We start from the raw sequence: 13,214 nt of genomic DNA, 5'->3' as shown, positions 1-13,214 counted from the left end.
AGTTATCTCAAACTGTCGACAATACGATTGCGAATTTGAATGCTACTCGGTTCTAACGGCTGATAAAGGTAGCTGCGATCTAATACTTCTTTATTCGGGAAAAGCTCGGGATCGTTTTGATACTCCTGAGAAGTGAGTGCTTTTGCTTTTGAACTTGGCGTTGCAAACCATGAATCCATTGCGTTTTGAGCGGCGATTTCGGGTTGCGATAAGAAGGCGAGAATCGTGGTTGCCTGTGGAGATCGCTCTCCGTTGTTAATTGCAGCCATACACTCTAACCATAAGGTTGTTCCTTCTAGAGGCACTGTGTAGGCCCAAGATGCCTCAGGTTCGGCATCATTAAGCACATAGCTGTCACCTGAGTATCCGTAGGCGAGGTCGATATTGGCTAAGCGCTCAAGCTGGTGGATGTGGTCGATGACATACTCATTGCTTTCAAGATGTGGTTTTTGCAGTTGTAGCGTTTTGTACGCAACACGAAGTTCTTGCTCATTATTAGTAAATGGGTTAAATCGATTGACCAATAACGCCGTGCTCACCAAGTCGGTGGGGTCGTAGTACATACTTATACGGCCACTGACTTTAGAGTCGGGTTCAAGAATCGCCATCCAAGATTCTGGGGCGGAGATTCTATCACTGCGATATAGGATACCGGATGTTCCCCAAGCGTAAGGAATACCATATTCACCGCATCCATCTGCCCACCTGGGATCAAAATTGCTTTCAATGGATTGTTGTAAGTCACTTAGGTTATGGAACAGGTTTTGTTTGGCTAATGCCTTAAGTTTTACGCTTTCGATGATGACCAGTTCAAAAGCGCCTCGACGCTCGCTTAATAGAACCTCATCCCTTATTGACTCATCAGAGAAGAATTGTTGCTTTAGTGAGATGCCGTAGGTATCACTCAACTGGGTAACGACGCTGTCAGATAAAAATTCATCCCAATTGTAGAGATAAATATCATGCTGCTGGCCAAATACAGGGCTAGCCAAAAAGGATGTTGACGCAAGTATTGATACGCAAAACGCTTTCACTGACGGATTCCCTTTCGTACGTGATAACTAAATCGTAGCCCAAAATCTGCAACCTGATTCAAATTTACGACTCTTATTTTAGTACAACCTAATGCAATGCATGCGAACACCAACTTTTAATTACCAAAATAGAAGGGAAATGAGTCTGGGTTATGAGATCGCTAGGCAAAATAATGGATTAACTATCTAAACTAAATGTTGGAAAGTCGGTTATTAGAGCGTCTTTACCTAACGAGGCTTATGAAAACGTGTTGTCCGTCTGATTCTCTTAGTATCGAAGCATTAATTATGAACCAAAAAACCAACCGCAAGTTAATTATGCGATAATAATGCATTAAATTTCAAAATAAGGACGTTGATTTATGGATGCAGGTTTAGTTGGGATTTTTGTTACCGTGGCGATTGCTCATTTTTTGGCGTTGTTGAGCCCCGGACCAGACTTTGTGATTGTGGTGAAGAGTGCTGTTCGAAATAAGGGAAAAAAAGCCCTAGGCGTTGCATTCGGTATTGCCAGTGCGAATGCGGTTTATATTGCTTTGTGCTTGGTTGGTGTTGGCTCGATTCTAGCGGCATCCGTTTCTATTATGATTGCACTCAAGATCATTGGTGGTGTGTTTCTTGTCTATCTTGCTGTACAAGCGATAAGAGCGAAAAAATGCAATTACAGTAATTTCGATGTTGACGAAGAAGGTGCCTCCAATCAAACCACTTTTCTTAAAGAATTCCTCACCGGTTTTCTATCGGGCATCCTTAACCCTAAAAACCTTTTGTTCTATTTGAGCTTATTTACTGTTGTACTGAACAATGACGTTGGCTTCATGTTTAAGTTAGGTCTAGGTATTTGGATGACGGTGGTTGTATTTGTATGGGATGCGGCGATCATCTTCCTGCTATCTGCACCTAAAGTGCGTCAAGAGTTTACACGTGTTGCTTACTATATTGATAAAGTGACAGGAGTCATGCTGGGGCTACTTGGCTTGACTATTGTGAAATCTGCTCTAGTCCGCCAGTAGATTATATTGAATTATAATTACTTGGTAAGCTTACGTTCGTAGCTCGATATGGTGTCGGTGTGCCACGAATGTGAGCTTGTTTCCTGCCAGGCTGATACGTTTTATCTTTTATCTGCTCGATTATAAACCTTCTGCTTAATCCACGAATTCTTTGCATAACTCTTTGTTTGTCATTTCTTTTGTTTCTGATTAAGTATCTATAAATTTGTTTCTAAAGACTTGTAGCACAAGGTGATTGTGCTTATTGTGGGCAGCAATATCTAGGTTATGTCCCAACGAGCCATGATTGCCGGTTTGGGAAATGTTGTGCATTTAGGAGCCATTGTGGATTTAGAGATATATCAAGTAGATTCGTTTACAACTCAAGCGTTTAAAGGGAACCCTGCCGGGGTCTGTATCTCCAAAGAGCCGTTGGATGAGTCGTTAATGTTTTCAATCGCTGAAGAGATGGCGGTATCTGAAACGGCTTTTCTCGCGCTTAACACTATGACGCTTAAATGGTTTACTCCCGAAGTCGAAGTGAAGCTGTGTGGACATGGCACACTGGCAACGGTTCATGTGATGAAAGAACAAGGACTGCTTGAGACAGGTGATAAGGTCGTGTTTAACACCTTATCTGGGGAATTATCTGCCGCCGTTTGTGAATCGTCTATCGAGCTTGATTTTCCTAGCTCCGAACTGTCATTAGATTCTGAACCCAACCTCACGCTGCTTGAACATCTAGGTTTAGAGCCGCATCAAGTCGTATCATTCCAAGAATTTGACTCTAAGCAGTTAATCGAAGTATCCAACGAACAAGTATTATTGGAGCTTTCACCAAATTTTGATGCGTTAAAAGGCATTCAAGGTCGCGGTGTTGTGGTCACAGCATTGGCAGCAAATACGGAACTTGATTTTGTTTCTCGTTACTTTGCACCCTGGGTTGGGGTTAATGAAGATCCTGTGACTGGTTCGGCGCATTGCGCACTGACGCAGCACTGGGCAGAAAAGCTAAACAAAAGTAGTTTCAATGCTTATCAGGCGTCTCGTCGTGGTGGTTATATGTCGACAGAGTTATTATCTAACGGGCGAATAAAGTTAATCGGTTCTGCTATCACTGTGATTAGTGGTGTGTTGAAACTTTAGATCTCTATTGAAGCTTTAGATCACTGTTGCCGTATTTTTGAATTAACCAAGAGAGTTTCTTAGGCTATTCATGGTTGAACGAAACGGCTCTGCGTAATGTTATTATTGAAGGAATCACCGTGTCAGCCTTTTATCTTTCTCAAGTATTAGTCGCGATTGCGATCTGTTTCGATCTTTTGTCATTCCAGTTTAAGGAAAGGAAGAAAATCGTCACTTGTCTGTTCTTTGCTGGTGTGCTTATTTCGAGTCACTTTATTCTTCTCGAACAATGGACAGCGGCGAGCCTAATGACGATTGCCACTGTTCGCTATTTAACGAGCGTGTTTTCTACATCGTCTAAGTTTAAATATTTGTTCTGTTCCATGTCGGTGGTCGCAACGGCCGTGACTTACTCAGGATTAACCAGTGTATTGAGCTGTTTTGCCTCGGTGTTTCAAACCTTTGCCGCATTCAATAAAGATGACCGTCGATTAAGAGAGTTGATGATCATCGGAACCAGCTTTTGGCTAGTTCACAATTACTTAGTAGGCTCTCCTACTGCTGTACTGATGGAAGCGCTGTTTATCTGCAGTAACTTGGTGGGTTATTACCGTTTTTACTTCAAAAAGAGTGCTGCTGCCTAGGTTTCGGCTTTCTACTGTTTATTAAGTTAAAGAACCACAAGCTTTAAAGCGCAGCACCAGATTACAGTTAACAAGGATTAGGAGAGTTCGATGTCTAATATTTACGCTGATGTTCCTTCGTCAATGCCCAATGAAATATTCAATGACCTGCTTGCGAACGACAGTGTTCGAATCGAAAGAATATTGTCTCATGGTCATAGTTCCCCTGAAGAGGGTTGGTATGACCAAGATGAGAATGAGTGGGTAATGGTGATCGAAGGTCAAGGTGTGATTGAGTTTGAAGATGGACGCGTTGTGACTTTATCAAAAGGGGATTACATCAACATTTCCGCAAGAGAAAAGCACAAGGTTATTGGTACGGACAAAGACATGGTGACGATCTGGTTGGCTGTGTTTTATCGTTGAAACTCTTTGTTCTATAGTCGACTCATTCAGAGAGCACATAGGGATAATACTTTACCTGTCCAATACACTAGATACATGAAAGGACTATGTCGTGGTTAGAATTCGAAATTACCAAACCAGTGATGCTAAGGCGTTGTGGGAGATTTACTTTCATACCGTTCGCAATGTTAATGTTCGAGATTATTCTCAGCAGCAAGTAGAAGCTTGGGCACCAAGTAGCTTTGACTCTGAGCTTTGGCAAAAGCGTATGAACGAGTTACTACCTTTTGTGGCTGAGCTAGATGGTTGCGTTGTTGGTTATACTGACCTGCAACCCAATGGCTTGATTGATCATTTCTTCTGTCATCATGAATGCCAGGGTAAAGGCGTTGGAAGAGCGCTAATGGAACATGTTCTTGCTGTTGGTCGTGTTCGTGGTGTATCGCGGTATTTCTCTGAAGTAAGTATTACCGCAAGGCCTTTCTATGAACACCTTGGTTTTAAGGTCGTTAATGAGCAGGAAGTTGAAATGCGTGGCGTAAAACTCACCAATTACGTGATGGAGAAGGTAGTGCCTTCAGACGAACGGTAATCTCATTTTTGTTACAGTTTTCACCTGTTTTTGGTTCTCTTCTTAAAGAAAAATCATCACTTTAGCGATAATATTCACTGCAACTAATTTGAGTGAAGGAAGTAACGTGGGAATTGAAGCTTTAGCGTTTGTGATGGACGCATTAATAACAGCATGCTGCATGTATATCGCCTCCAAAATGTCTTTCGTGGTCGCAGACTTTAAATCCCTTCTTACTATTGCTGTAATCGTTGCTTTGGTGTCATTGATTCCGACAGTGGGTTGGGTGTTGGGGTTGATTCTGTTTGTGTTCCTTCTCGGGAAAGCGACGCACTCTAGTATTGGTGATTGCATCTGGGTGGTGGTCTTCACGAAGGTGGTGTCGATGGCGGCATTTCTAATATTCGGCCGCTTGTTTGTGTAACTCGGGTTCTTGTTGATATAAAGGCAGCCTCGCTTGGCTTGAGACCGTGATTAACTTTTTAGTTAAAAGATGAAAAGGGCGTGACCTGTCACACCCTCTTAAAAGACTTTGACCGATATTGTATTTCTTATTTAGGCAACAGCACAGCGTCAATCACATGGATAACACCATTGCTAGCCTCAACGTCTGGCATAATAACTTTAGCGTTGTCTATCATTACGTTGCCGTCATCAATCGCTATCATTACCGCACCGCCTTGAACCGTTACTGCGCTATTTAATTTCATAACTTCAGCTGCCATGATTTTACCTGGTATTACATGGTATGTGAGCACTGCAACTAATTTGTCTTTGTTTTCTGGCTTCAACAACATGTCGACCGTTCCTTCTGGTAACGCAGCAAATGCCTCATCAGTGGGAGCTAATACGGTGAAAGGGCCTTCACCTTTCAATGTGTCAACTAAGTCCGCTGCTTTTACTGCAGCCACTAAGGTGTTGAAAGAGCCGTTTTCAGCCGCAACATCAACGATGTCTTTCTTCATCTCGTGGTGGTTAGCGTGAGCAAAAGCCGTAAAAAGAAGCGTCGCAACTAGCACTGATGTGGTTTTGATTAATTTGTTAAACATATTGTCTTCCTTTGAGTTTTGTCCGTTATTTTCGAGAAGTTCTACGAAAGCTTAAAAGCGATAGATCAACTTATTGCACCTTTGAACCTATTTTTTAGACACCCAATTCGTCAGTTGAACGAATGTATCCGTTAAATAGTTGTTATAATTTTAATTTAATACATATAGTTAACGGGTGATTATTCAATTAATGGATGTGAATATGAGGTTTGTTTTACCAGTTGTATTTTCGGCATTCGCTTCAATGCCAGCTTATAGTGGCCTTGCACCAACTGAAGGTTTCAGTGGTAACTTCAGTGTCTTGACGGGTGTATCTTCTGATAGCAGTAACTTGAGCACCGAGCAAGACGCGAATCAAGCAACTAACACCAAGGAGGGGGACAGCGAAAATCTAGGGCTACTCGGTTTTTTGGGTACGGTTCAATATACCTTTGGTGAGTCACTGACTCATCAAGTGTATGCGGGTACCACTCGAGAGGATATTGCAACAGGTACCATTGCTTTTGAGATTGGTTATCGACATCAGCTATCTGGAGGCACAATATTGGATTTTTCTGTTCTTCCTACGCTTATCTCGGGCAAGGCTTGGACGGATCCGTATGCTGTTGGCGTTAATCGAAATGAAACGGATGTGAAAGGTAATGTAGGACGACTGCAGCTCACTAATATCGGTGGAACTGGTTTTCGAACGGATCTCGCATTTGGGCAATCTGATGTTGATGAAGAGCTATCTGGTAGCCAAGGCTTATCTCCGGAAAATGCTGTGCTGCTGGATAGGGAAAGAACCTATGTGTACGCCAAAGCAGGGTACCGCTTTATCTTGCCAAACCAAGCAGGTCTATTTGTTCCTTCAATGGTGTATTTCCACTCAGACGCAGAAGGAGGAGCACTCAGCTTCGATAGTTATGGTATTGAATTAAACTACGCAAAGAGAATCGGTCGTCATGGTTTTGTTGTCACCCTAGATGCAAGTGATCGTGAATATGATGAGTCGAATCCAATTTACGGGCAAGTACGTGAAGAGAATGAATTCGGTGCATTCTTAGCTTATGAGTTTGGTGGCTTAATGGGTTATGAAGATTGGTCGTTTATTTCATTACTCGGTGTAAGGTCGATTGACTCTAAGATTGACTTTTACAGCTCTGAACAAGCATTAGCGAGTGTTGGTGTTGACTACAAATTCTGATATTCACACTGCGTAAACAATACTAATCAAAGCAGAAACAGAAGCTCAGTCTTTCTATTTGTTTAATTATTTCGGGCACTTACACTTTCAAAGGTTGTAGGTGCCCGTTGCTATCCGTAATATGAAAATTAGCTTATGGACAAAAATAATATGATAAGGAAACGTTTTGGATATACAAATTAGACATTTAGAAGCAACGGATAGCCACGATATTTTTGATATTTATCGCCACCCTTCAGTTTCAGAAAATACCTCACAAAAGCCTTATCTTAGTTCTGACCAAGTGGAGCGACTGTTTGGCCATTCTGATCATTTCACATTGGTCGCCGAATTATCAGAGAAAGTCGTAGGACACATTACGCTATTCATGACCACAAAGGTAAGAGACAGGCACTGTGCTGGGCTTGGTATTGCGATTCACCCTGAAGCTCAAGGGAAGGGGATAGGAAAGGCTTTGATGCAAGAGGTGATTAATCAGGCCGATAATTGGCTAAATCTAGTTCGCCTTGAGTTAGAGGTTCATGCAGATAACCACTCCGCGATTGCTTTATATGAACGAGTGGGTTTTCAGTTAGAAGGCACCAAAAGGCTGAGTACATTCAAAGCGGGTAAATATATCGATATGTTGCTGATGTCGAGAATTCGACCGGATTATCGTTGATATCGAGCTAAACGGGTTCCTACTATATAAATCGGTTTTTACTATGTTAATGAGTAATTGATTAGTGAAATTCACACTGAACTCTGTATAGTAGCAACCGTTTGCTTCGTATAACCCCAATGATATGGCTTGGGGGTCTCTACCAGCTCCCGCAAAGTGCTGATTACGAAGGGTTTAGATCACAATTGTGTTCTTACTCTTTGTAATGGCGTTCAAGAAAACCTCCTGTCTATTATTCAGAGTAAGTGCACACCTAAAATCCATAGTAGGTGAAATATGAACGCATTTATTCAAGGGCTCCCAAAAGTTGAGTTGCATTTACACATTGAAGGTTCGCTCGAACCTGAGTTACTTTTCCAACTTGCTCAACGCAACGGCATTGATCTGCCTTATTCATCCCCAGAGCAGCTAAGACGCGCATACGAATTTGATGACCTGCAGTCATTTCTTGATATTTATTATCAAGGTGCGGATGCATTGCGCACTGAACAAGACTTCTATGACTTAACCTGGGCGTATTTAGAACGTTGTAAAGCCGACAATGTTATCCATACTGAAATTTTCTTTGACCCTCAGACACATACCGATCGTGGCATTGCATTCGACACCGCTATTAACGGCATTCATCGTGCGCTTGAACAGGGTCATAAAGAGTTGTGCATCACATCTCAAATCATCGCATGTTTTCTGCGCCATTTATCTGAAGAGAGCGCCATTCAAACGTTCGCCGATGTGTTGAAGCATCAAGACAAGATCATCGGAGTTGGCCTAGACTCTTCTGAATTAGGGCACCCACCAGAGAAGTTCAAGCGTGTATTCCAGCAAGCAAAACAAGCAGGCTTCTTAACGGTTGCCCATGCAGGAGAAGAAGGGCCTGCTCAAAACATTGTGGATGCGATTGAAATGCTCAGCGTGAGCCGAGTGGATCATGGTGTACAGTGCATGACCGACGAAGCTCTGATAGCCGAATTGATTGAAACCAAAATGCCGCTGACCGTGTGCCCACTGTCTAATATTAAATTGCGTGTATTCGATGAGATGGAAGACCACAATATTGTTGAGCTGTTAAGACGAGGCGTAGCGGTGACGATTAACTCGGACGACCCTGCATACTTTGGTGGTTATATGTCGGATAACTTTAACGCGGTGAGCTTAGCTCATGAGATGACGGAGCAAGAGCTTGCTCAATTTACTTTAAATGCTATAGAAGCGAGCTTTATTGAAGAATCATTGAAACAGCAATATCGTGATGTTGTTTTAGCATATCTCACTTAAGTCAAAAATTAAAAGTTAAAAGTTAAAAGTTAAAAGTTTCAGTCTGAAACTACAGGCGGAGTTTAGGATATAGGTGAATGCGAACGAACTCTCGGCATTTTGCGATTTAGAAAGCTTAAACGGCCAACAAGTGTTGGTCGTTTTTATTTTGGTTCTCAAGCGGGTTTTAAGCTAGATAAGTGGCTTAAGACATTAAGAAATATGATTTTATTTAGGTAAAAACATCTTGCCTTAAGCTTTAGTGAACTACATTTAAACGAGGTGTAGATATACAGTGTCACGCTGTATTGATATAGAGATCAACTTAAGCATAAGCATATAAAAGCAGACACAGAGATTGTCTGAGGAGGAACAAACTGTTGTTAGAGCCAACAATCAGTGAACAAATACAATGGCCGTGTGAATTGTCAGCGGACTTGATAGAAAGCTTGATTGATATTGCCGTTTTTAAAACGGGTGTCGACAGCTTTGAGATTACAAAAAAGTTTCAGAATTTGCCCGGTGTCTTTTATATTTTAAGTGGCTCCGCTGGAATCTGTTTTTCTACGGAAAACATGAAAAGCTTATCTGGTGGTGTTATTGGAAGGGGAGATTGGATGGGTGCTTTGTCTATACATGCTGACTACAACCTCTTTGCAGTGGCAGAAGAAGTCGAGCCTATCACTATGGTACTTTTTCCTGCAAGTAAGGTATTAGAGCTCGCAGAGCGGAAGTGCATGGTTTACAAATGGCTACTTCACTGTGGAACCAAAGCGCAATCTATTTGGATGCAGGCTTACTTATCCTCGATTCATGAAAAAGAGCAGAAAACCATTTACGTCTTGTTGGAACTTGCGGCACGCCAGACCAATATCGCGGGGGCAACCGTCAGCATTAATATTTCACAAATTCAACTGAGTTCGATAACAGGCATATCAAGACCTAGGCTAAACGAAGTTCTTAAAGGGATAGAGCAACAAGGCTTGGTTAAGATACAAAGAGGAAAGGTGTTTATCACCGATGTTAAGGGCTTGTATGAGCATATTTCACCGATGAATTTGATGATACGAGATCCTGTTGCTGAAATTAAGGCATGAATCTTTAACACTACGAGCTAACGTTTGGATTACTAGATTTTCAGTGTTTATTAGATATTTCAAAAAATTATGCACAGTGTTCTTTTAGGAACATACATTACAAGAGAACATCTATAATGTTCACTCTAGATTTATAAATTGAATTAGAGCGGAATAGAATTGTTATGAAAATGGCTGTATTGGAATATAAAGTATTGGGGCTTGGTGATTGGATTAAAACAAGAGTTTCTAGCCGCTGTGCGCACTTACTGGCTGCAGAATACAAAGCGCTAGGGTGGCCAACAAAAGTAGATGGAAAAGTGTTATCGACTGAGTCTGCTTAATCTATATAAGCCTAAATCATCTAGATGAAGACAAAAAAGAAGCTGGCAGTGCGCCAACTTCTTTCGTTTTTAAATTAAGACCATTGAGCTACTTGTTCACGTAGTCTTTGAATTTCTGCTTCGTTGCAGCATCCGCTTTTTCGTACCAGAAATACAACATTTCTTCGGCTGTATTCGCCGCATTTCCATCAATCTTTGCTGGAAGCGTTACGGGTTGTACTACAGCAGCCGCTGTACCCGCGCTAGCACCTAGTGTAAGTGCTGCGATGCCGCCTTTCTGGTTGTATTCCTTCGCTTCTTGAGGGTATTTACGGCCAATCTGCATGCCATCTTTGATTAGCTTATCTTGCTTAACACTGATTGCGTTTTGGTTTTCATCAACCAGTTTCCAATCTAAGTTTTGAAGGCCTTTTTTCGCTTCGTTGGTGTTGCGGAACTTCGGCATGTCGAACGTTAATGCGGTGTCTGTCGCGTCAAAAGTAGCAATAATGGTGTCGCTATCGACAAACTCGCGGTCGTTACCTTGGCTAAAAGCGAGTTGATATTTGAAAACGATTTGGTTCACGCCATCTGGAACGGTTATCGTTTTGCTCGAAGAGAAAAAGCCACCGTCAAGATCAGGTTTAGCCTCATTTACAGCTAAGACTTCGACTAAAGCATCTGCGCTAGAAGGAACTTCAATTGTCACGTCAGCTAACACGTTTGGTGCTACGATAATTGTGGAAAGCAGCGCGATGGATTGTAATGTTTTCATAATCATACAGTTGTTTATGGATAGTTAAATTACAATCGCATGGTAAGAACTCCAATTCAAGTCAAGTTATAAGGATTTGGAAAAATTTGCAAAATCTTAACGCAACGGTCATATATTAAGGTTCACATTGACTAGTGTGAGTTTTATTTTTGAAAAATGAGCGGATAGGTTGGGGATGAATTATGCTAGTTGGCGGTTCGCGCCTCATGTTCTTTGTATTGGGTACTAAAAAGCCGAGATAACGTTTGAGTTATCACGGCTTTGTTTGGCTTTACTAGGGTTGTGAGCGTTAGCTAGCTATTATTTAGCTTGCGCTGCTGCCGCTTCTAGTTGCTTAAGTTTACCTTGAAGCATGTAAGCATTTTGGTTGAAGTTACCAGGGTTCAACACTTGGCTTTGCTGCATAGGGTAGTCAGGTAGCGTGTTCATGAACTCTTGTACTTTGCCGCCTACTGGTACGAATAGCCACATGTTATCTGCCATCCAGCGTAGGTACATGCCCGATTCGTGTGGTGCTTTTTCGAATGGGTCAGCACGTAGATGAACAACTTGAGGCCAGTTTGGTTGGAAGCGAACTGCATCAACAATGTTACCGTCCATTACTGCGAACGAAATCTTGAAGTCATTCCAACGAACTGCGTTTAGCTCAGCGTTAGCAGAGAAGTAAAGCATGCTGTCACGAGGGCCTTTCTCTTCTTTGCCTTGGAAGTAAGGTAGGAAGTTGTAACCATCTAGGTGAACACGCCAGTTTTTACCGTTGTAAGTTGCCCCTTTATCAGACGCAAGTTTCTCAACCACTTTATCATCACCAGCGGCTGCGAGTAGAGTAGGGATCCAGTCTTGGTGCCCCATGATATCGTTGATCTTAGTTCCCGGTTTGATAGTGCCAGGCCAGCGAACTAGCTGAGGAACACGCATGCCACCTTCGTACGTTGTACCTTTTTCACCGTGGAAGTAAGTAGCACCACCATCAGGCCAAGATACCGTTTCTGCACCGTTATCGGTCGAGTAGATGACGATAGTGTTGTCTGCGATTTTAAGCTCATCAAGCTTGTCTAAAAGGATACCCACTTGGTCATCGTGCTCTAACATGCCATCAGCGTAGATGCTGATACCCGATGCGCCTTGGTATTTTTCTTGTAGACGAGTCCACACGTGCATACGAGTCGTGTTGTGCCAAATGAAGAATGGTTTGTCAGCTTTCACTGCTTTTTCCATGAATGCTAGAGATTCTTCTAGGAACTCTTCATCCGCATGCTCCATACGCTTACGCGTCATAGGGCCTGTATCTTCAATCTTACCGTCAGAAGTCGATTTGATTACACCACGAGGGCCAAAGTTCTTACGGAACTCAGGATCTTTAGGGTAGTAGTAAGTCTCTGGCTCTTCTTCCGCGTTTAGGTGGTACAGGTTACCGAAGAACTGGTCAAAACCGTGGTTCGTTGGAAGGTGTTTGTCTTGGTCACCCATGTGGTTCTTACCGAACTGAGCTGTCATGTAGCCTTGTTCTTTAAGAAGGTCTGCGATCGTTGGAGCCCAATCAGGGATACCGTGGTCCGAACCTGGCATACCGATAGTCAGTAGACCTGTACGGAAAGGTTCTTGACCGGTTAGGAATGCAGCACGACCAGCAGTACACGATTGTTGACCGTAGTGGTCAGTAAATAGTGCGCCTTCGTTAGCAATACGGTCGATGTTAGGTGTTTCGTAACCCATCATACCGTTGTTGTATGCACTGATGTTGAATACACCAATGTCATCACCCCAGATAGCAAGAATGTTTGGTTTTTCTGCTGCTGTTGCCGCTGAAGAAGCTGCTAATAAGCCAACACCTAATGCTAGTTTATTAATTTTAGTACCCATAAGGACTCCGGTTCACTTTTAAGATTAATGCGTTAGAACAACGCATCGATGAGCAAATGTTATTCTCAAAATTCCGTTACGTCCTTTTATAGTGCTTATAACCAATCGTTATGATGCATGGTTAACTTGCTGATTAAATTGAATTTAGGCTGATGGTTACCAGAAACCCTTAGATAACATGTGTGATCCTTATCATGTTTGTCGCCGTAAACCTTATCGATAACTTCTGCACCTGTATCGGAATAAAAAATGACAAAAAGATTAATAGTTTAGCGAA

The 13,214-nt window shown here is 42.3% G+C and carries 15 protein-coding genes and 1 riboswitch; of the genes, 11 read left to right on the top strand and 4 right to left on the bottom strand.

The genetic code is table 11. The annotated features are described in order from the left end of the window. Positions 1-2: 2 nt before the first annotated feature. The gene (locus AC3CIA_RS23615; RefSeq protein WP_019825033.1) at positions 3-1,034 is read right to left on the bottom strand and encodes a polyamine ABC transporter substrate-binding protein; all 1,032 of its coding nucleotides are present in this window, start codon (positions 1,032-1,034) and stop codon (positions 3-5) included. Between the two features lie 362 nt (positions 1,035-1,396). Here AC3CIA_RS23615 and AC3CIA_RS23610 point away from each other — a divergent pair, with 362 nt between their 5' ends. From AC3CIA_RS23610 to AC3CIA_RS23585, 6 genes are all read left to right on the top strand, one after another. Further along, positions 1,397-2,047, top strand: a complete 651-nt coding sequence (locus tag AC3CIA_RS23610; RefSeq protein ID WP_488519200.1) for a LysE family translocator — start codon at positions 1,397-1,399, stop codon at positions 2,045-2,047. Between the two features lie 324 nt (positions 2,048-2,371). Further along, entirely contained in the window at positions 2,372-3,172 is an 801-nt protein-coding gene (locus tag AC3CIA_RS23605) for a PhzF family phenazine biosynthesis protein (protein WP_488519199.1), read from the top strand. A gap of 119 nt (positions 3,173-3,291) precedes the next feature. Continuing rightward, positions 3,292-3,795 carry a YgjV family protein gene (locus tag AC3CIA_RS23600; RefSeq protein ID WP_488519198.1) on the top strand — a complete coding sequence of 168 codons (504 nt, stop codon included), beginning with the start codon at positions 3,292-3,294 and terminating at the stop codon, positions 3,793-3,795. Positions 3,796-3,885: 90 nt separating this feature from the next. Next, entirely contained in the window at positions 3,886-4,200 is a 315-nt protein-coding gene (locus AC3CIA_RS23595; protein ID WP_065206018.1) for a cupin domain-containing protein, read from the top strand. 91 nt (positions 4,201-4,291) lie between these two features. Then, on the top strand, positions 4,292-4,771 hold the full coding sequence (locus AC3CIA_RS23590; RefSeq protein ID WP_016785165.1) for a GNAT family N-acetyltransferase: 480 nt from the start codon (positions 4,292-4,294) through the stop codon (positions 4,769-4,771). A gap of 106 nt (positions 4,772-4,877) precedes the next feature. Further along, entirely contained in the window at positions 4,878-5,174 is a 297-nt protein-coding gene (locus AC3CIA_RS23585; RefSeq protein ID WP_004730457.1) for a hypothetical protein, read from the top strand. 127 nt (positions 5,175-5,301) lie between these two features. Here AC3CIA_RS23585 and AC3CIA_RS23580 read toward each other — a convergent pair whose 3' ends face one another. Then, positions 5,302-5,799, bottom strand: coding sequence for a fasciclin domain-containing protein (locus AC3CIA_RS23580; protein WP_054546975.1), 498 nt, complete (start codon positions 5,797-5,799; stop codon positions 5,302-5,304). A gap of 202 nt (positions 5,800-6,001) precedes the next feature. Between AC3CIA_RS23580 and AC3CIA_RS23575 the strand changes: the two genes are divergently transcribed. The 5 genes from AC3CIA_RS23575 (at position 6,002) to AC3CIA_RS23555 (ending at position 10,320) form a co-directional block, all read left to right on the top strand. Further along, complete coding sequence (locus AC3CIA_RS23575; protein ID WP_054546974.1) at positions 6,002-6,985, top strand: DUF2860 family protein; 984 nt, start codon at positions 6,002-6,004, stop codon at positions 6,983-6,985. Positions 6,986-7,151: 166 nt separating this feature from the next. Further along, positions 7,152-7,646: a GNAT family N-acetyltransferase gene (locus tag AC3CIA_RS23570; protein WP_488519197.1), complete on the top strand. Its 495-nt coding sequence runs from the start codon at positions 7,152-7,154 to the stop codon at positions 7,644-7,646. A gap of 86 nt (positions 7,647-7,732) precedes the next feature. Next, positions 7,733-7,832: riboswitch (purine riboswitch) on the top strand. 90 nt (positions 7,833-7,922) lie between these two features. Further along, the gene (locus tag AC3CIA_RS23565) at positions 7,923-8,921 is read left to right on the top strand and encodes an adenosine deaminase (RefSeq protein WP_488519196.1); all 999 of its coding nucleotides are present in this window, start codon (positions 7,923-7,925) and stop codon (positions 8,919-8,921) included. Between the two features lie 359 nt (positions 8,922-9,280). Next, a complete protein-coding gene (locus AC3CIA_RS23560; RefSeq protein WP_474356548.1) occupies positions 9,281-9,997 on the top strand; it encodes a Crp/Fnr family transcriptional regulator in 717 nt (238 codons plus the stop codon). A 164-nt stretch (positions 9,998-10,161) separates the two neighbouring features. Then, the gene (locus tag AC3CIA_RS23555) at positions 10,162-10,320 is read left to right on the top strand and encodes a hypothetical protein (RefSeq protein ID WP_017070406.1); all 159 of its coding nucleotides are present in this window, start codon (positions 10,162-10,164) and stop codon (positions 10,318-10,320) included. Between the two features lie 88 nt (positions 10,321-10,408). On the opposite strand, the gene AC3CIA_RS23550 is transcribed toward AC3CIA_RS23555, so the two are convergent. Further along, the gene (locus tag AC3CIA_RS23550) at positions 10,409-11,074 is read right to left on the bottom strand and encodes a DUF2057 family protein (RefSeq protein ID WP_488519195.1); all 666 of its coding nucleotides are present in this window, start codon (positions 11,072-11,074) and stop codon (positions 10,409-10,411) included. 300 nt (positions 11,075-11,374) lie between these two features. Next, positions 11,375-12,937: an arylsulfatase gene (locus AC3CIA_RS23545; RefSeq protein WP_004730480.1), complete on the bottom strand. Its 1,563-nt coding sequence runs from the start codon at positions 12,935-12,937 to the stop codon at positions 11,375-11,377. Between the last annotated feature and the right edge of the window lie 277 nt (positions 12,938-13,214).

The sequence above is a fragment of the Vibrio sp. QJM3NY_27 genome, from assembly GCF_057785955.1.
The sequence above is the reverse complement of the archived record's forward strand: the minus strand, read 5'-3'. Positions and strand labels throughout refer to the sequence as shown.